This is a genomic window from Burkholderia sp. COPS (assembly GCF_019425585.1).
In the GTDB taxonomy this organism is placed as follows: Bacteria; Pseudomonadota; Gammaproteobacteria; order Burkholderiales; family Burkholderiaceae; genus Burkholderia; species Burkholderia cepacia.
This window is the reverse complement of the sequence record NZ_WIXR01000001.1, coordinates 1-17,691: the sequence shown is the minus strand read 5'-3', so window position 1 is coordinate 17,691 and position 17,691 is coordinate 1. Positions and strand designations below refer to the sequence as shown.

Genomic DNA, 17,691 nt, shown 5'->3' with positions numbered 1-17,691 from the left:
CGAAGGACAAGGAAACGTGGCGGCCGGCAGCGTACCGGCCGCCACGCCGGAAACCGCCCGCGTGACCAGTCCTGATGTACGCCTTGCGACGTCGACAGCATCCGTTCGACGTATCGCGCAATCATGTCGACTTCGAGATCGACCTTGTCACCGGCCTTCACGTGGCGCAGTGTCGTGACCTCGACCGTATACGGAATCAGGTTGATCGCGAACTTGCAGCCGTCTGCGTGATCGTCGACCGTGTTGACGGTCAGGCTCACGCCGTTGACCGCCCCTTGTACGCGAAATCGCGGCCGAGCTCGCGCGGCGCGGCGATCCCGTTCAGTGCGCGGCGTCCGTCGGCGTGAAGCGCGCGAGGATCCGCAGATCGTCGCCGACCCGCTCGACCCCGTGGAACGACAGCCGCGTGCGCGCATCGAGGCTCGCCGGCGCAGCGAGGTCGAACATGCCGGCCGCATCGGCGCCCAGCAGGCTCGGTGCGAGATAGATGAGCAACTCGTCGACGCACTGCTCGCGCAGCAGCGAGCCGTTCAGCTTGTGGCCGGCCTCGACGTGCAGCTCGTTGACGCCGCGTGCGCCGAGCGCCGCCAGCATCGCGGGCAGGTCGACCTTGCCGTGCGCATTCGCGAGCGGCACGATTTCCGCGCCGCGGGCCTTCAGCACCTTCGCCCGCACTTCCCCGGCGGCGTCGAGCCGGCCGCAGAAGATCAGCAGCGGAGCGCCTTCGAGCAGCCGCGCGTCGAGCGGCAGGTCGAGGCGGCTGTCGACCAGGATGCGCTGCGGCTGGCGCGGCGTGTCGATCCCGCGCACGGTCAGCAGCGGGTTGTCCTTGCGCACGGTGCCGATGCCGGTCAGGATCGCGCAGGCGCGCGCGCGCCACGCGTGCCCGTCGAGGCGCGCGGCCTCGCCGGTGATCCACTGGCTTTCGCCGGACGGCAGCGCGGTGCGGCCGTCGAGCGACGCGGCGGTCTTCATCCGCACCCACGGGCGGCCGCGTGTCATCCGCGACACGAAGCCGATGTTCAGTTCGCCCGCTTCATGCGCGAGCAGCCCGCAGCGTACGTCGATACCGGCGTCGCGCAGCATCCCGAGGCCGCGCCCCGATACCTGCGGGTTCGGGTCTTCCATCGCGGCGACGACCTTCGCGACGCGCGCGTCGATCAGCGCGTTCGCGCACGGCGGCGTGCGGCCGAAATGGCTGCACGGTTCGAGCGTGACGTAGACGGTCGAGCCCGCGACGTCGTGGCCGCGTGCGCGCGCGTCCTTCAGTGCCTGGACCTCCGCGTGATCCTGGCCGGCCGGTTGCGTGAAGCCTTCGCCGATCACGTCGCCGTCCTTGACGATCACGCAGCCGACACGCGGGTTCGGTGCCGTCGTATACATGCCGCGCGCGGCGAGCGCGAGCGCACGCTGCATGTGGGCGAAATCGATATCCGAGAACATGCGCGCGGCCCCGGGTCAGGCAGCGAGTGCCGCGAAGGCGCGGCGCGCGGCCGCGAGCGTCGCGTCGATCACCGCGTCGTCGTGCGTGCTCGACACGAAGCCGGCCTCGTACGCGGACGGCGCGAAATACACGCCTTCGTCGAGCATCAGGTGGAAGAAGCGGTTGAAGCGCTCGGTGTCGCTCTTCGTGACTTCGGCGAAGCTGGTCGGCACGCGTTCGGCGAAATAGAGGCCGAACATCGCGCCGATCGAGTCGGCCGCGAACGGCACGCCGGCCGCACGCGCTTCGGCCGCGAGGCCGTCGGCGAGACGCTTCGTCTGCGCGGTGAGCGCGTCGTAGAAGCCGGGCGCCTGGATCAGCTGCAGCGTCTTCAGCCCTGCGGCGACCGCGATCGGGTTGCCCGACAGCGTGCCGGCCTGGTAGACGCCGCCGAGCGGCGCGAGGTGGGCCATGATGTCGCGGCGGCCGCCGAACGCGGCAGCCGGCATCCCGCCGCCGATCACCTTGCCGAGGCAGGTGAGGTCGGCCGTGATCCCGTAGTACGCCTGCGCGCCGCCGAGCGCGACGCGGAACCCGCACATCACCTCGTCGAAGATCAGCACGGCGCCGTGCTTCGTGCACAGTGCGCGCAGCGCGTTGAGGAATTCCGGCGTGCCGCGCACGAGGTTCATGTTGCCCGCGACCGGCTCGACGATCACGGCGGCGATCTCGTCGCCGAACGCGCCGAACGCTTCCTCGAGCGCGGCGACGTTGTTGTATTCGAGGACGGTCGTGTGCTTCGCGATGTCGGCGGGCACGCCGGCCGACGTCGGGTTGCCGAACGTCAGCAGGCCCGAGCCGGCCTTCACGAGCAGGCTGTCCGCGTGGCCGTGGTAGCAGCCCTCGAACTTGACGATCCGGCTGCGGCCCGTGAAGCCGCGCGCGAGGCGCAGCGCGCTCATCGTGGCCTCGGTCCCGCTCGACACCATCCGCACCTGCTCGATCGACGGTACGAGCTTGCAGATTTCCTCGGCGATCTCGATCTCGGCTTCGGTCGGCGCGCCGAACGAGAAGCCGTCGGCGAGCACGTTCTGCACGGCCGACAGCACTTCCGGATGGACGTGGCCGACGATCATCGGGCCCCACGAGCCGATGTAGTCGATGTACTGCTTGCCGTCGGCATCCCAGAAATACGGGCCTTGCGCGCGCGCGACGAAGCGCGGCGTGCCGCCGACCGAACGGAATGCGCGCACCGGCGAGTTGACGCCGCCGGGAATGGTCTTCTGGGCGCGTTCGAAGAGGATCTGATTGTTGGACATGAGCGAAACCTGCGAGAGAAGGGCGCGGGGGCCTGTGCACGGGCCGCGGCGCCTGGGCGGAACGATCGTCCGATTGTACCGGAGACGCGCGCGGCGGGCCCGCGGCGCGGTCCGCGGCCTTTCGGCGCGTGCGGGGTTGCGCGGGCCGGGGCCGGAAAGGAGGGGCAGATGCGGCGCGGCGGCCGCTTCCGTTATCGCGGCGGTTTGCGCTTGCCGGTCAGCTCGGCCCAGCGCTTCTCGAGCGGGCCTTCGACCATCGGCTTGATCACGGTGCCGGAGCTTTGCGCATCCCAGGTCTGTACCGAGTACGGATGCACGCGCAGCGCGTCGCGCGGGATCACGACGTCCTGGTGCGCGTCGACCAGCCAGTCGTAGACGAAGTCGATGCACAGCCGGTAGCCGCGCTTCGTCGCCGGATCGGGTACCTCGTACGGCGCGCGCGTCACGTAGCCGGAGCCGAACACGCCCTTGGGCTCCTTCGCGACGCGGTGCAGGAACACGCGGTCGCCCGGCAGGATGCCGCGCGCGAAGCCGCAGCCCCACACGTCATGCACGGCCTCGCCGGCCTTCACGCGCGCGGCGACGTCGGGCAGTTCGGGCCACGGCCATTTCTTGGGGCTCCAGATCAACAGGAAAGCGGTCATCGGTTCGGTCGTGCGTCGAATTGAATGGGGCAGACAATAGGGGAGTGAGGCGCTGCAAGCTTAATCGAATCCCTGCTCGCGATCCCGCGCGGCGGGCACCGTGCCGGTGTTTTTCCGCCGGTCGCGCGCCGGGCCGGCGGCACGAAAAAAAGTTGCGCGTACAATCATGGGCCGAGCGCGTCGTTCGCGGCGCGGTCTCCCGTCTTCACCACCACGCGCGCCCCGATGCGCGCGGCGCTCCATTCCGGATACCCATGTCTCACGTCGTCCGGCGCCGGCCCGATGCCCGGCTGATCCTGTTGCTCGGCGCGCTCGCCGCCTGCGGGCCGATCGCTACCGACATGTACCTGCCGAGCCTGCCGTCGATCGCCGACGGCTTCTCCGTCAGCCCCGGCGCCGCGCAGCGCACGCTGACGAGCTTCATGGCCGGTTTTTCGGTCGGCATGCTGCTGTACGGCCCGCTGTCCGACACGTGGGGCCGCCGTCCCGTGCTGCTCGGCGGCATCGCGCTATTTACGCTCGCGAGCATCGGCTGCTTCGTATCGAACTCGATCGACATGCTGATCCTCGTGCGCTTCCTGCAGGCGCTCGGTGCCGGCGCGGCGTCGGTGCTGTCGCGTGCGATCGCGCGCGACGCGCACGAGCCGACCGACGCGGCGAAGGTGCTGTCGATGGTCGCGATCGTCACCGCGGTCGGGCCGCTGCTCGCGCCGCTGATCGGCGGGCAGATCCTGCGTTTCTCGGGCTGGCGCGGCGTGTTCGTCGTGCTGGCCGTGTTCGGCGCGGTGTGCGCGGCGACCGCGTACCTGCGCGTACCCGAAACCTGGCCGAAGGAGCGGCGCAAGAGCGCGGCCGTGCTCGCGTCGTTCGCATCGTACGGGCGCATCCTGTCCGATCCCGTCGCATGGGGGCACATGCTGTGCGGCGGGATGGCGTTCGCGTCGATGTTCTCGTACATCACCGCGACGCCGTTCGTGTACATCGAGTATTTCCACGTGTCGCCGCAGCACTACGGGCTGCTGTTCGGCCTGAACGTGGTCGGCATCATGATCGGCAACTTCACGAACACGCGGCTGGTCGGCCGTGTCGGTTCGCTGCGCATCATCGCGGCCGCGTCGCTCGTGAGCTGCATCGCGTCGCTCGCGGTCGCGTTCGTCGCGCTGACGGGGTTGGGCGGGCTGTGGTCGATCGTCGTGTGCCTGTTCTTCGTCGTCGGCGTGGTCGGGATCCTGTCCGCGAACTGCACGACCGACCTCATGCATCGTTATCCGCACAATGCGGGCGCGTCGGCGGCGGTGTTCGGCGCGATGCAGCTTGCGCTCGGCGCGCTGGCGAGCGTCGCGATCGGCGCACTCGCGGACGGCACGCCGTTCGCGATGGGCGTGACGATCGGCGTCACCGGCGTGCTGTGTTTCGTCGGGCGCTATCTGGTGCTGCGCTGGCACGGACGGCCGGTGAAGGCGGGCGCCTGAGCGGCGGGGCGGAACTGGCGGAGGAGGGCGGTGGACGGGTTTGAACTTCCCACCTCTGCATCACTTTGAACGGTCTGACGAGCGATTGTCGAGTCGATAGCTGCGCTTCGGGTTGGTCACGAACCGTTTGACCTGCGCATCGAGTTCCCGACTGTGATACAGATCCAGGCATTTCAGAAAATCAAACCGCACGCCCTTGATTTCGGATTCGACGACCGGATTGCGATAGTCGCGAGCAAGAAAACGATTGACCAGCGATTTGCCCGCGTCGGGGTTCCGTTCCAGATCGAAGTGTGGGGATGTACGAACGTATGACGTCACGCGCGCCCTCGGCAGAAGGCATCGTCGATGCCTGTCGCGCCGCTGTTGTTTGCGCTGGTGCCGCTCATGCAAAACACCCCGAACGCCGGGCTTGAATCCAGCGTTCGGGGTGTCGTGGATCGACGGTGTTTCGCCGAAGCGTCAGTCCCGCGCGACGTCCTTCGCCGCCGGCGATGCGCCGTGGCTCAGCCAGTCGAGCACGTCGGCCGTTTCGTCGTCGCTCGCCCGCGCGCGCGCCTGCGCGACGGCCTCCGGCAACTCACCGTTGGTCGACGCCCGGCGGATCGCGACGCCGACCGCGAGGATGTCGATCATCAGCAGATGCAGGATCCGCGAGATCATCGACAGCTGCGATTCGCGCATCTCGATGTGGTCGGTTTCGAGCGCGACGGTCGCGCGCTTCGCGAGCGGCGTGTTGCTCGACGTGATCGCGATCACCTTCGCGCCGGCCTGCATCGCGACGTCGAGCACGCGCAGCAGCTCGGGCGCGCGTCCCGACTTCGACACCGCGACGATCACGTCGCCCTTGCCGAGCAGCGCGGCCGATGCGGCCTGCATGTACAGGTCGCCGTACGCGATCGTCGGGATTCCGAAGCGGAAGAACTTGTAGTGCGCGTCCTGCGCGACGATGTTCGAGTTGCCGAGCCCGTAGAACTCGATGCGCCGCGCGCCGTTCAGGATCTCGATCGCGTTCTCGACGTGCTCGAAGTTCAGGTGCTCGCGCAGCTGCAGGATCGCCGACACCGTGTTGTCGAGCACCTTCGCGCCGAAGTCGGTGGCCGTGTCGCCGAGATGCACCTGGCTGTGGCTCATCGGGATCGTGCCGGTGAGGCCGGTGGCGAGCTTCAGCTTGAAGTCCGACAAGCCCTGGCAGCCGAGCGAGCGGCAGAAGCGGATCACCGTCGGCTGGCTCACGTCGGCCTTGCGCGCGATGTCGACGATCGGGTCGTTGATGATCGAGCGCGGATGGTTCAGCGCGAGATCGGCGACGCGGCGCTCGGCCGGCGTCAGCGCGTCGCGCATCTGGCGGATCCGTTCGAACACGGCCGACGACGCACCACCCGAGCGGTTCGACAACTGCTCCGCGAGGATCGCGGATACGCCGAGGAACGCCGGGTATTCGGCGGTGATCAGGTAGGTCGGGATGTTCTCGAGATAGTGCGTGAAGCGGCCCTTCGCCTCGAAGCGCGCGCGGAACGACGAGCGCGTGAACAGCTCGCCGAGCTTCAGCGCGACGCCGCCGCCGATGTACACGCCGCCGAGCGCGCCGAGCGTCAGCGCGACGCTGCCCGCGAACGCGCCGAGAATCCCGCAGAAACATTCGACCGTCTCGAGCGCGAGCGCGTCGCCCGCATGCGCGCGCTCGACGATCTCGACCGTGTCGACGGTCGCGGCGACGCGCTTCTTGTCGCGCGCGGCGAGCGCGCGATAGATGATCTCCATGCCGGGGCCCGCACACACGCGTTCGAACGACACGTGCGGAAACTTCTTGCGCGCGTACTGCAGCACCAGATCCTCGCGCTCGTCCTGCGGCGCGAACGACGCGTGGCCGCCCTCGCTGCCGAGCGCGATCCAGCGGTCGTCGGCCGGAATCAGCCCCGACACGCCGAGCCCGGTGCCGGGCCCGAGCAGCCCGATCACGCTGTTCTGGCGGCGCGCGCCGCCGCCGACCTGCACGCGCTGCGCATCGGTCAGGCCCGGCAGCGCCATCGCGAGCGCGGTGAAATCGTTGACGACGAGCAGCGTGTCGAAGCCGAGCGCGCGGCGCGTCGCCTCGATCGAGAAGCTCCAGTCGTGGTTGGTCATCGTGACCTGGTCGCCGTCGACCGGGTTCGCGATCGCGATCGCCGCGTGGTTCACGCGGCTGATCTTCACGTCCTTCAGATACTTGCGGATCGCGTCGGTGATCGTCGGATAGTCGGCGCCGGGATAGACGCGGATCTGCGTGATCTCGCCCGGGCCGGTTTCCAGCGCGAAGCGCGCGTTGGTGCCGCCGACGTCCGCGAGCAGGCGCGGGCCGTCGGCATGCTGACCCGCGACGACCGCCTTACTTTGCGCACCAGTAGACATCGAGCTGGGTCCCCTTGTCGTTGGCCAGTTGGGAAATCGCGTTCTTCTGCAGCGACGCGGCCGCGGCGTCGAGCACCGCGCGCTTGCGTTCGCCCGCGATCAGCAGGAACAGCCGGTCGACGCGCTTGAGCGCATCGAGCGAGAAGCTCACGCGCGCATGCGGCGCGGTGCCGGGATGCACGGCGACGAACCGCTCGGGCGTCGTGATCGCGTGATCCCATTCGGGCGCGTCGGCGAAGATCGACGCGGTGTGGCCGTCCTCGCCCATGCCGAGCACCGCGACGGTCGGCACGCGGTAATCGGCGTTCGCGTTGAGCGCGGCGACGTGCGCATCGAGCGTGCTGCGCGTGTCGACGAGCGGCAGGAAGCGGGCAGGGGCCGCTGCGTGTTGCAGCAGCGTGTCGCGCACGAGTTGCGCGTTGCTGGCCGCGTCGTCGTCCGGCACCCAGCGGTCGTCGACCAGCGTCACGTCGACGCCGGCCCAGTCGAGCGCCGCGTGCGACAGCGTGTGCAGGAACGGGCGCGGGCTCGTGCCGCCGGACACCGCGAGCGTCGGGCGCGCGGGGCCGGCGAGCGCGGCGCGCAGCGCATCGCCGACGGCGCGCGCGAGCGCTTCGCTTTGCGCTTCCTGGGTGTCGAAAGCGTGGATCTCGATCACATCTCCTCCGGACTGCTTTGTCTGTTCAAATCGTACGAATCGTGATGCACGTTGCCGCGTACGGTGGCGTACGCGGCAACGGTTTGTATCAGTTCTCTTCTTCGAGCCAGCAGGTGTCGTGCTGCGCGAGCATCGCGCTCGACGCGGCCGGCCCCCATGTACCCGCCGCATACGGCTTCGGCGGTTTCAGCGTGCGTGCCCATTCGTTCAGGATCGGCTCGACCCACTGCCAGGCGGCTTCCTGTTCGTCGCGACGCACGAACAGCGCGAGCCGGCCGTTGATCACGTCGAGCAGCAGGCGCTGGTACGCCTCCATCTGCCCTTCCTTGAAGAACTGGTCGAACGCGAGGTCGAGGTGCACGCTCGCGAGGTTCATCCCTTCGCCCGGCTGCTTCGCGAGGCAGTACAGGCGAATCGTCTCGTTCGGCTGCAGCCGGATCACGAGACGGTTCGCACCGGGACGCAACGCGGTCGGCCCCAGCGCCGAGTGCGGCACCGGGCGGAAGTTGACGACGATCTCCGCGACGCGATCGGCCAGCCGCTTGCCGGTGCGCAGGAAGAACGGCACGCCGGCCCAGCGCCAGTTCTCGATCTCGACCTTCAGCGCGACGAAGGTTTCGGTCTGGCTGTCGGGCTTCACGCCTGGCTCGGTCGCGTAGGCCGGCACCTGCGCGCCCTTGATCACGCCCGCATGATACTGGCCGCGCACGGCAACCTTGCCGATGTCGCGCGGATCGATCGGCTTCAGCGCGCGCAGCACGCGCAGCTTCTCGTCGCGCACCGAGTCGGAATCCATCGAGTGCGGCGGCTCCATCGCGACGATCGACAGCAACTGCAGCAGGTGGTTCTGCACCATGTCGCGCAGCGCGCCCGTATTGTCGTAGAAATCGCCGCGCGCCTCGACGCCGAGCTCTTCCGCGATCGTGATCTGGATGCTCTCGACCCATTCGCGGCGCCACAGCGGCTCGAACAGCGCATTGCCGAAACGTAGCGCGAGCAGGTTCTGTACCGGCTCCTTGCCGAGGTAGTGGTCGATTCGGTAGATCTGGCCTTCCGCGAAGATCTCGCCGACCGCGTCGTTGATCGCATTCGACGACTTCAGGTCGTAGCCGAGCGGCTTCTCGAGCACGATGCGCGAGCCTTCGTTCAGGCCGACCGACGCGAGTGCCTTGCAGATCGGCACGAACAGCGACGGGCCCGTCGCGAGATAGAACACGCGGATGCCGGGCAGCGATGCGATCGCGTCGCGCAGCACGACGTAGTCTTCCGCACGGCCGAGGTCGAGCTTCACGTACTCGATGCGATCGAGGAAGGACTTCCACGCGGTTTCGTCGAGCGCCTTGCCGGCGGCTTTCTCCGCGTGCGGTTTCACGTGCGTGTCGACCCACTCGAGATAACCCGCACGATCCGATTCGTGACGCGCCACAGCGACGATCCGGCCGCTCTCCGCCAGCATGTTCGCACGGTGCGCTTCGAACAGCGCGGGCAGGATCTTGCGCATCGACAGATCGCCGGTGCCGCCGAAAAGTACGAAGGTAAAGCTGGAATCGGTATGCATGTGTCTCCGCCGTGTTGGGGGTGCTGGGAAGCGATCCGTAGTGCGATAAAAATATTTTTGACACTGAATTGTAGTTTAACTACAATCCGCCGCAAGGGGTAGCACCTGGGTGAAGAAAAAAAGAAGTGCAGTCGATGAACTGCGCGAGCTTCGCCTTCGGGAACGCCTTGTGCCGAATGTTATCGGACATTGACGGCGCGCATCGTCCGCGCGCCGTTAGCCCCGGGCTCGCGCCGCAGCATCGCGGCGGGCCAGAAACACAAAGAGGAGACACGCCGTTGAATCTCGATTCACGCTTTCTGTAAGAGCCCGGCCGGTCATCGGCCCCGTACGCTGCATGCGTCCCGCGGCTCGATTTCCCCGTCGTTTATCAAGAAGCCGGTTCCCGGTCAGGGAACCTCACGAGTTGATTCAGTCTGGAGGAGATAAGTAATGAAAGTTCGCTCGATCATGGGCGCGCTCTGCGCGGCAGGTCTGATGGCTGGCGCCGTGGCGGCGCAGGCAGCCGAGAATGTAACGGTGCTGCACTGGTGGACCTCGGGCGGCGAGTCGAAGGCCGTCGGCGTGCTGAAGGACGACCTGCAAAAGCAGGGCTACGTGTGGAAGGACTTCGCGGTCGCGGGCGGCGCGGGCGCAGCGGCGATGACCGCGCTGAAGACCAAGGTGATCAGCGGCGACGCACCGTCGGCCGCGCAGATCAAGGGCCCGCTGATCCAGGACTGGGCCGACCAGGGCGTGCTCGTCAACATCGATTCCGCTGCCGGCGACTGGAAGCAGAACCTGCCGCCGGAAATCGACAAGATCATCAAGTACAAGGGCCACACCGTCGCGGCGCCGTTTTCGGTGCACCGCGTGAACTGGCTGTACATCAACAAGGCCGCGCTCGACAAGGTCGGCGCGAAGGTGCCGACCACCTGGCCTGAATTCTTCGCGGTGGCCGACAAGCTGAAGGCCGCGGGTATCCAGCCGGTCGCGATGGGCGGCCAGCCGTGGCAGGACCTGACGCTGTGGGAAGACGTCGTGCTGTCGCAGGGCCCGGCGTTCTACAAGAAGGCGCTGGTCGATCTCGACCAGGCGACGCTGACGTCGCCGCAGATGCTGACCGTGTTCGACACGGTGCGCAAGATCCAGGGTTACTTCGATACCGGCCGTAACGGCCGCGACTGGAACCTCGCGACCGCGATGGTCATCAACGGCAAGGCCGGCATGCAGTTCATGGGCGACTGGGCGAAGGGCGAGTTCGAGAACGCCGGCAAGAAGGCGGGCAAGGACTACATCTGCGCGGCGGTGCCGGGCACGGCGAATGCGTACACGTTCAACGTCGACTCGTTCGTGTTTTTCCAGCAGAAGGGCGAGAAGAACGCGACGCCGGGCCAGCTCGCACTCGCGAAGACGATCATGACGCCGGACTTCCAGGAGCAGTTCAGCCTGCTGAAGGGCTCGGTGCCCGTGCGTCTCGGCGTGAAGATGGACAAGTTCGACGATTGCGCGAAGAAGTCGTACGCCGACGAGCAGACCGCGATCAAGTCGGGCGGCTTCGTGCCGTCGCTCGCACACGGCATGGCGCAAAGCGACGCGACCGCCGGCGCGATCACCGACGTCGTGACGAAGTTCATGAACTCGCAGCAGGATTCGAAGAGCGCGGTCGCCGCGCTCGCGAAGGCCGCGAAGGTCAAGTAACGCGCGCCAGGCGCCCGGCCGGAAACGCTTCATCGGCCGGGCGTTTTTGCATGTGCAGCAAACGGGCTCGCCCGCGGGCCCGTGTCGTACCCGGCGCCGGCCCGGCCTGCGTCGCCCTCGTTCCAGGAGTCGAATCAAGTGGCTGCCCCTCTTAGCGGAAACGGATCCGGCGCTGCCGCCGCACGGCGTACGTCGCCGATGTCGGCCTTCGCCGATCGCTGGATCCCGAAGCTCGTGCTCGCGCCGAGCGTCGCGATCGCCGTGGTGTTCATCTACGGCTTCATCCTGATTACCGGCTATCTGTCGCTGACCCGCTCGCGGCTGTTGCCCAACTACGAATTCGACGGCTTCGGCCGTTACACGGACCTGTTCCAGAACGACGTGTGGTGGACCTCCGCCGCGAACCTCGGCTGGTTCGGGATTCCGTTCATCGCGATCTGCGTGGGGCTCGGCCTGTTCCTCGCGATCCTGCTCGACCAGCGGATCCGCAACGAAGGCGCGCTGCGCGCGATCTTCCTGTACCCGATGGCGCTGTCGTTCATCGTCACGGGCACCGCGTGGCAGTGGATCCTGAACCCGGGCCTCGGCCTCGAGAAGGTGATGCACGACTGGGGCTGGACGAGCTTCTCGTTCGGCTGGCTCGACGATCCGGACAAGGCGATCTTCTGCGTGGTGATCGCGGCCGTGTGGCAGTCGACCGGCTTCGTGATGGCGCTGTTCCTCGCGGGGCTGCGCGGCGTCGACGCCGAGATCTTCAAGGCCGCGCAGGTCGATGGCGCGACGCTGCCGACCATCTACCGCAAGATCGTGATCCCGAGCATGCGCCCGGTGTTCTTCTCGGTGCTGCTGATCCTCTGCCACATCACGATCAAGACCTTCGACCTCGTCGTCGCGCTGACGGCGGGCGGGCCGGGCACGTCGTCGTCGCTGCCGGCCATGTTCATGTATACGTTTTCGTTCAACCGCGGCCAGCTCGGGCTCGGCGCGGCATCCTCGGTGATGATGCTCGCGACCGTGGTCGCGGTGCTGGTGCCGCTGATGTATATGGAATCGAGGAGCACCCGCAATGCAGCCTAAGATGACGATCAGCCGGGCAGTGATCTACGCGGCACTGATCCTGTTCGCGCTGTATTTCCTGTTCCCGATCTACGTGATGCTGTCGACGTCGTTCAAGGATCTCGACCAGCTGCGCACCGGCAACCTCTTGACGCCGCCCACCAGCTGGACCGTCGATCCGTGGGTGAAGGCGTGGAGCGGCGCCTGTACCGGCGTGCGCTGCGACGGCATGAAGCCGTTCTTCCTGAACTCGCTGCAGATGGTGATTCCGGCCGTGCTGATCTCGTCGCTGATCGGCGCGTTCAACGGCTACGTGCTCACGCACTGGCGCTTTCGCGGCGCCGACGCGCTGTTCACGATGATGCTGGTCGGCTGCTTCATTCCGTTCCAGGTGATCCTGCTGCCGATGGCGCGCCTGCAGGGGATGCTCGGCCTCGCCAACACGATTCCGGGCCTCGTGTTCGTGCACGTCGTGTACGGGATCGCGTTCACGACGATGTTCTTCCGCAACTTCTACGTGAGCGTGCCGGCCGAACTGGTGAAGGCCGCGCGCATCGACGGCGCGGGTTTCTTCACGATCTTCACGAAGATCCTGCTGCCAGTGTCGCTGCCGATCTTCATGGTGTGCCTGATCTGGCAGTTCACGCAGATCTGGAACGACTTCCTGTTCGGGATCGTGTTCTCCGGCGTCGATTCGATGCCGATCACGGTTGCGCTGAACAACCTCGTCAACACGTCGACGGGCGTGAAGGAATACAACGTCGACATGGCCGGCGCGATCATCGCCGCGCTGCCGACGCTGCTCGTCTACATCGTCGCCGGCCGCTATTTCGTGCGCGGGCTGACGGCGGGCGCGGTGAAGGGGTAAGCGCGGCTTCATCCGATACGACGAACCGGCCGCGCCTCGCGCGCGGCGCATCGAAACGAACCCGACGCGGTGCCGGAGTGCGCCGCGCGAGACGAGACAGAGGATTCACAGCATGGCAAGCCTTTCCATCCGTGACGTGTACAAGACCTACCCGAACGGGGTGCCGGTCCTGAAGGGTGTCGACATCGAGATCGAGGACGGACAGTTCCTGATCCTGGTCGGCGGTTCGGGCTGCGGGAAATCGACGCTGCTCAACATGATCGCCGGGCTCGAGACGGTCACGAGCGGCGAGATCTGCATCGACGGCAAGGTCGTCAACGACCTGTCGCCGAAGGATCGCGACATCGCGATGGTGTTCCAGTCGTACGCGCTGTACCCGTCGATGACGGTGCGCGAGAACATCTCGTTCGGCCTGAACATCCGCAAGGTGCCGAAGAGCGAACAGCAGCAGATCGTCGACCGCGTGTCGCAGATGCTGCAGATCCAGCACCTGCTCGACCGCAAGCCGGGCCAGCTGTCCGGCGGCCAGCGCCAGCGGGTCGCGATGGGCCGCGCGCTCGCCCGCGATCCGTCGCTGTTCCTGTTCGACGAGCCGCTGTCGAACCTCGACGCGAAGCTGCGCATCGAGATGCGCGCGGAAATCAAGCTGCTGCACCAGCGCCTCGGCACGACGATCGTCTACGTGACGCACGACCAGATCGAGGCGATGACGCTCGGCGACCGGATCGCGGTGATGAAGGACGGCGTGGTCCAGCAGTTCGGCGCGCCGCAGGAGATCTACGATTCGCCGTCGAACCTGTTCGTCGCGGGCTTCATCGGCGCGCCGCCGATGAACTTCATCAACGGCAAGCTGGTCGAGCAGGGCAGCGGGATCGCGCTCGAGATCGACACGGGCCTCGCGCGCAGCGCACTGAACCTGCCGTTCGACGCGAAGCGGATGAACGGCCACGTCGGCCGCGAGGTGATCCTCGGGCTGCGTCCGGAGCGCATCACCGATGCGCGCAACGCCCACCACGGCGAGGCGTCGAAGCTGCAGCCGATCGACGTGCGCGTCGACGTGACCGAGCCGACCGGGCCGGACACGCACGTGTTCGCACAGGTGAACGGCAAGCGGATCGTGAGCCGCGTGCATCCGGCCGCGAACCCGCAGCCGGGGCAGACGCAGTCGTTGCTGTTCGACGTGTCGAAGGCGGTGCTGTTCGATCCGGCGTCGGAAGAGCGGATCGCGTAGCGTCGCACGTCTCACCGAGAAAGCAAAGGGCCGTCATATCTCTGACGGCCCTTTGCGTTTTCGGCGGGCGATGCCGGTACTCACTGCCGATACGCGCAACTTCCGGGCGTCGGCGAACGCGCTCCGAATCTTCACAAGTGCGAAAAAACATCTCGTTTCCCCACCTTGTACCTTCCACGGGCGTGATGAGAGAGTTTCGCCAGCTCCTCGGTCACTGGGCAAAAAATAGCGTCACGAGTTGATGAAACGACGTCAATCGACCTGACGAAAGCGACGGTTGGATTTCAGTTTCCTACGAACATCGGGGGCAAATATAACGGAGCCTAGAACGGAGAGCATGAGTAAGCTCAGGTAGACCGAGGCAGCGCTTAGAATCGGTACGAACAGCATTCTATGTCCTGCAGAGAACAGGTTGAGTGAAAAGAAGATGGGGAGCAGCACAAGGAATGGAACAAACATGGACGCAACGAAGCATTGCCGGTAGCGTTTCTTTGTGTGATCTTTCGAGGTTAGTTTTGCGCTATCGATAACGGAATGAATTTCGTTTTCGGAAGTGGATTTCAGCTCTGGAACAATCATTCGAAGGATGAACAGGAATGGGATTGTTTTCATCGCCGTTTTCGGGTGTAAGTAAGTATTTTCGGAAGTGTCGAGCGGAACGAGATCGAATGATCGTGGCCTTGAGAAATGGCTGAATTGGTGTCCGGTGAAAATTTGACGTGTCGCGTCACGAGTGGGCTATCTCAATAATATCCTGGTGACAGAGGTCGGTTATTAATTTTGCGATTTGATTCCCGTCGAGCTCGGGGTGGCGGAATTTTAAATCATTCATTAAGATTCCTGGATTTTCGATGATGATCGTAATCAATGGAAGGTGCCCGGAGCTAGATGGAACGTTCCGCCGCCGAGCGGTAACGGGATCACGCCGCCGATGCCAAATCCTGCGACATCACCTGCCCAAGTGGCGCCAGAAACGAGATCCAGTTCGCTGATGGTCAATTCCCTCATCCGATATTTCTCCTTCAAATTTATTTGGATAACTAATCGATAAACGTTTATTACGAATTGCTTTCGCAGTGTTGCGCAACCGACGGCTGTTTGCAACCAGTTTATTTTGAGATTTCCGCCTGGAGTCGTCGCGTTACATTTGATCAGTGAGAGGCGACATCGTGAGGGCTGTTGATGCGTTCGAAGGCGCGAAACGACCTAATGTTATCGACGCCGCATTGGGGATTCGCCTCGAGCGAAGTTAAGCGGTGGACTGCCGAGATGGGGCGCTGCGGTGGATCGAGCCGCTCAGTGCGGCAGCCGCACGTCGAACTTGAAGGTCGCGAGCCGAGCGACGAGGATGAAGCCGGTCGCGAGCAGCACGCTGTACACGGAATCGAACTGCAGCCACACGAGCAGCAGGTAGAACCAGCAGCCGACGAACGCGCAGGTCGCGTACGGCCGCGAATCGCGCAGGATCAGCGGGATGTCGTTGCACAGCACGTCGCGGATGATCCCGCCGACCACGCCGGTAATCACGCCCATCATCACCGCGATGAAGCGCGGCATCTCGGCATCGAGCGCGATCGCCGTGCCCGAGATGCTGAAGATCCCGAGCCCGATCGCATCGGCGACGAGCAGCAGCCGCTCGGCCGACAGCCGCGACAGCATGCGCAGCACGAACGGCGCGAACAGCGCGAGCACGAAGATCGCGATCACGTAGTCGTCGTGCACGACCCAGTAGAACGGCCGGCGCTCGAGCAGGATGTCGCGCAGCGTGCCGCCGCCGAACGCGGTGGCGAGCGCCACGACGAACGTGCCGACCGAATCGAGACGGTTCTTGCGCGCCTCGATGAAGCCCGAGATCGCAAAGGCCAGCGTGGCGATCGCCTCCAGTATCGCGATCGCGAGCGTCAGCCTAGGATGCGGCACGCGGCCCCCGGTCGGCGGGTGCCGCGAACGGCTGCAGCAGGACCAGCACCGCGCCCGCGCCGCCGTCGTGGCCGCGCGCCTCGCAGAACGCGATCACCTCTTCTTTCTGCACGAGCCACGCGCGCACCTTGCCCTTCAGCACGGGTTCCTTGCCGATCGAGCCGAGCCCCTTGCCATGGATCACGCGCAGGCAGCGCAGCCCTTTCTTGCCGGCTTCGCGGATGAACTCGGCGAGCGCGTCGCGCGCCTCGTCGCGCCGCATCCCGTGCAGGTCGATCTGCGCCTGCACGATCCACGCGCCGCTCCTCAGCTTGCGCACGACGTCGCGGCTGATGCCGGGGCGGTGGTAATACAGCGAGTCGTCGCTGTCGAGCAGCGTCTCGGGATCGAATTCGTCGGACAGCGTCGCGTTCAGCACGGCTTCCTCGTCGCGCTGCGTCTGCTTCGGCACCGGGTCGGGCGGCGTGCGGCCGGCGGCCGCGCGCGGCGGGGCATTGAGCGGCTGGATCGCGCCGATCTCGTTGCGGAACAGGTTCGCGTCGGCTTCCGCCTTGCGCTCGGCCTTGGCCGTTTCGACGCGTTGGCGTTCACGGCGATCGGCTTCGCCTTGCAGCGACTTGCGCAACGCGCCGAGGCCCGCGAGCCCCTGGCCGCGCAATGCGGCGGGATCGGGCGCGGGCGCCGGCGCGACGGGCGCGGGGTTCGCGGGACGGGCGGCGATCTGCCGCTTCGCGGGATCGCTCGGATGGGGCTGGTTCTTCGCCATGATTCGGTACGCAGGGCAGGCGCGTTCGGGCGCGCGGGCAAAAAAAAGCCGCTGCACGGCGGCAGCGGCTTTCCGGTCGAGCCCGCTTCGCGGCAGCGGACGCCATTGTAGCGCCCGGCGCGAGCGGTCTCGCGGCTTACTTCTTGTCGTGCAGGCTTTCGAGGTAGCGCTGCGCGTCGAGCGCGGCCATGCAGCCCGTGCCCGCGCTGGTGATTGCCTGGCGGTACACGTTGTCCTGCACGTCGCCGGCGGCGAACACGCCCGGCACGCTCGTTGACGTCGCGTTGCCGTGCAGGCCGCTCTTCGTCAGGATGTAGCCGTCCTTCATCTCGAGCTGGCCCTGGAACAGGTCGGTGTTCGGCTTGTGGCCGATCGCGACGAACACGCCCTGCACGCTGAGGTCTTCCGTCGCACCGGTCTTCACGTTCTTGATGCGCAGGCCCGTGACGCCCGAATCCTCGCCGGTCACTTCGTCGAGCACGTGATCCCACTTGATCACGACGGCGCCTTCCTTTTCCTTTTCCAGCAGGCGGTCGATCAGGATCGGCTCCGCGCGGAACTTGTCGCGGCGATGGATCACCGTGACCTTCTTCGCGATGCCCGTCAGGTAGAGCGCTTCCTCGACGGCCGTGTTGCCGCCGCCGATCACAGCGACTTCCTGGCCGCGATAGAAGAAGCCGTCGCAGGTCGCGCAGGCCGACACGC

Annotated in this window: 17 protein-coding genes and 1 pseudogene; 5 read left to right on the top strand and 13 right to left on the bottom strand. The window is 66.2% G+C overall.

Going from position 1 to position 17,691, the window contains the following annotated elements:
* Positions 1–83: 83 nt before the first annotated feature.
* From FOZ70_RS00090 to FOZ70_RS00075, 4 genes and pseudogenes are all read right to left on the bottom strand, one after another.
* Positions 84–316, bottom strand: a pseudogene (locus FOZ70_RS00090) (riboflavin synthase); the annotation flags it as partial.
* 5 nt (positions 317–321) lie between these two features.
* Positions 322–1,443, bottom strand: a complete 1,122-nt coding sequence (ribD, locus tag FOZ70_RS00085) for a bifunctional diaminohydroxyphosphoribosylaminopyrimidine deaminase/5-amino-6-(5-phosphoribosylamino)uracil reductase RibD (protein ID WP_219704717.1) — start codon at positions 1,441–1,443, stop codon at positions 322–324.
* Positions 1,444–1,458: 15 nt separating this feature from the next.
* Positions 1,459–2,742 (bottom strand): glutamate-1-semialdehyde 2,1-aminomutase, encoded by a 1,284-nt coding sequence (gene hemL / locus FOZ70_RS00080; protein WP_014897811.1) that lies wholly within the window; start codon positions 2,740–2,742, stop codon positions 1,459–1,461.
* Between the two features lie 191 nt (positions 2,743–2,933).
* On the bottom strand, positions 2,934–3,386 hold the full coding sequence (locus tag FOZ70_RS00075; protein WP_048024193.1) for a hypothetical protein: 453 nt from the start codon (positions 3,384–3,386) through the stop codon (positions 2,934–2,936).
* 254 nt (positions 3,387–3,640) lie between these two features.
* Here FOZ70_RS00075 and FOZ70_RS00070 point away from each other — a divergent pair, with 254 nt between their 5' ends.
* Positions 3,641–4,858, top strand: coding sequence for a Bcr/CflA family multidrug efflux MFS transporter (locus FOZ70_RS00070; protein WP_124626845.1), 1,218 nt, complete (start codon positions 3,641–3,643; stop codon positions 4,856–4,858).
* 60 nt (positions 4,859–4,918) lie between these two features.
* On the opposite strand, the gene FOZ70_RS00065 is transcribed toward FOZ70_RS00070, so the two are convergent.
* The 4 genes from FOZ70_RS00065 to zwf form a co-directional block, all read right to left on the bottom strand.
* Positions 4,919–5,179: a T6SS amidase immunity protein Tai4 family protein gene (locus tag FOZ70_RS00065; RefSeq protein ID WP_346656376.1), complete on the bottom strand. Its 261-nt coding sequence runs from the start codon at positions 5,177–5,179 to the stop codon at positions 4,919–4,921.
* Positions 5,180–5,320: 141 nt separating this feature from the next.
* On the bottom strand, positions 5,321–7,249 hold the full coding sequence (locus FOZ70_RS00060) for a bifunctional transcriptional regulator/glucokinase (RefSeq protein WP_089439434.1): 1,929 nt from the start codon (positions 7,247–7,249) through the stop codon (positions 5,321–5,323).
* On the bottom strand, positions 7,227–7,907 hold the full coding sequence (pgl, locus tag FOZ70_RS00055) for a 6-phosphogluconolactonase (RefSeq protein WP_069253289.1): 681 nt from the start codon (positions 7,905–7,907) through the stop codon (positions 7,227–7,229). Before pgl ends, FOZ70_RS00060 begins: the two co-directional genes overlap by 23 nt.
* 88 nt (positions 7,908–7,995) lie before the next feature.
* The gene (gene zwf / locus FOZ70_RS00050; protein WP_021163442.1) at positions 7,996–9,465 is read right to left on the bottom strand and encodes a glucose-6-phosphate dehydrogenase; all 1,470 of its coding nucleotides are present in this window, start codon (positions 9,463–9,465) and stop codon (positions 7,996–7,998) included.
* 432 nt (positions 9,466–9,897) lie between these two features.
* Between zwf and FOZ70_RS00045 the strand changes: the two genes are divergently transcribed.
* From FOZ70_RS00045 to ugpC, 4 genes are all read left to right on the top strand, one after another.
* The gene (locus FOZ70_RS00045) at positions 9,898–11,145 is read left to right on the top strand and encodes an ABC transporter substrate-binding protein (protein ID WP_219704716.1); all 1,248 of its coding nucleotides are present in this window, start codon (positions 9,898–9,900) and stop codon (positions 11,143–11,145) included.
* Positions 11,146–11,283: 138 nt separating this feature from the next.
* A complete protein-coding gene (locus FOZ70_RS00040; protein ID WP_042977917.1) occupies positions 11,284–12,222 on the top strand; it encodes a sugar ABC transporter permease in 939 nt (312 codons plus the stop codon).
* Positions 12,212–13,069, top strand: coding sequence for a carbohydrate ABC transporter permease (locus FOZ70_RS00035; protein WP_006476648.1), 858 nt, complete (start codon positions 12,212–12,214; stop codon positions 13,067–13,069). The genes FOZ70_RS00040 and FOZ70_RS00035 overlap by 11 nt, the downstream gene beginning before the upstream one ends.
* A gap of 112 nt (positions 13,070–13,181) precedes the next feature.
* Positions 13,182–14,300 carry a sn-glycerol-3-phosphate ABC transporter ATP-binding protein UgpC gene (ugpC, locus tag FOZ70_RS00030; RefSeq protein WP_021163438.1) on the top strand — a complete coding sequence of 373 codons (1,119 nt, stop codon included), beginning with the start codon at positions 13,182–13,184 and terminating at the stop codon, positions 14,298–14,300.
* A 252-nt stretch (positions 14,301–14,552) separates the two neighbouring features.
* On the opposite strand, the gene FOZ70_RS00025 is transcribed toward ugpC, so the two are convergent.
* The 5 genes from FOZ70_RS00025 to FOZ70_RS00005 form a co-directional block, all read right to left on the bottom strand.
* Complete coding sequence (locus FOZ70_RS00025) at positions 14,553–14,912, bottom strand: hypothetical protein (RefSeq protein WP_124587970.1); 360 nt, start codon at positions 14,910–14,912, stop codon at positions 14,553–14,555.
* 252 nt (positions 14,913–15,164) lie between these two features.
* A complete protein-coding gene (locus tag FOZ70_RS00020; protein WP_219704715.1) occupies positions 15,165–15,308 on the bottom strand; it encodes a hypothetical protein in 144 nt (47 codons plus the stop codon).
* A 288-nt stretch (positions 15,309–15,596) separates the two neighbouring features.
* Positions 15,597–16,220, bottom strand: coding sequence for a trimeric intracellular cation channel family protein (locus FOZ70_RS00015; protein WP_011351253.1), 624 nt, complete (start codon positions 16,218–16,220; stop codon positions 15,597–15,599).
* Complete coding sequence (locus tag FOZ70_RS00010) at positions 16,207–16,986, bottom strand: Smr/MutS family protein (RefSeq protein ID WP_027788120.1); 780 nt, start codon at positions 16,984–16,986, stop codon at positions 16,207–16,209. Before FOZ70_RS00010 ends, FOZ70_RS00015 begins: the two co-directional genes overlap by 14 nt.
* A gap of 136 nt (positions 16,987–17,122) precedes the next feature.
* A partial coding sequence (locus tag FOZ70_RS00005; protein ID WP_219704714.1) for an FAD-dependent oxidoreductase occupies positions 17,123–17,691 on the bottom strand: 569 nt, incomplete at its 5' end.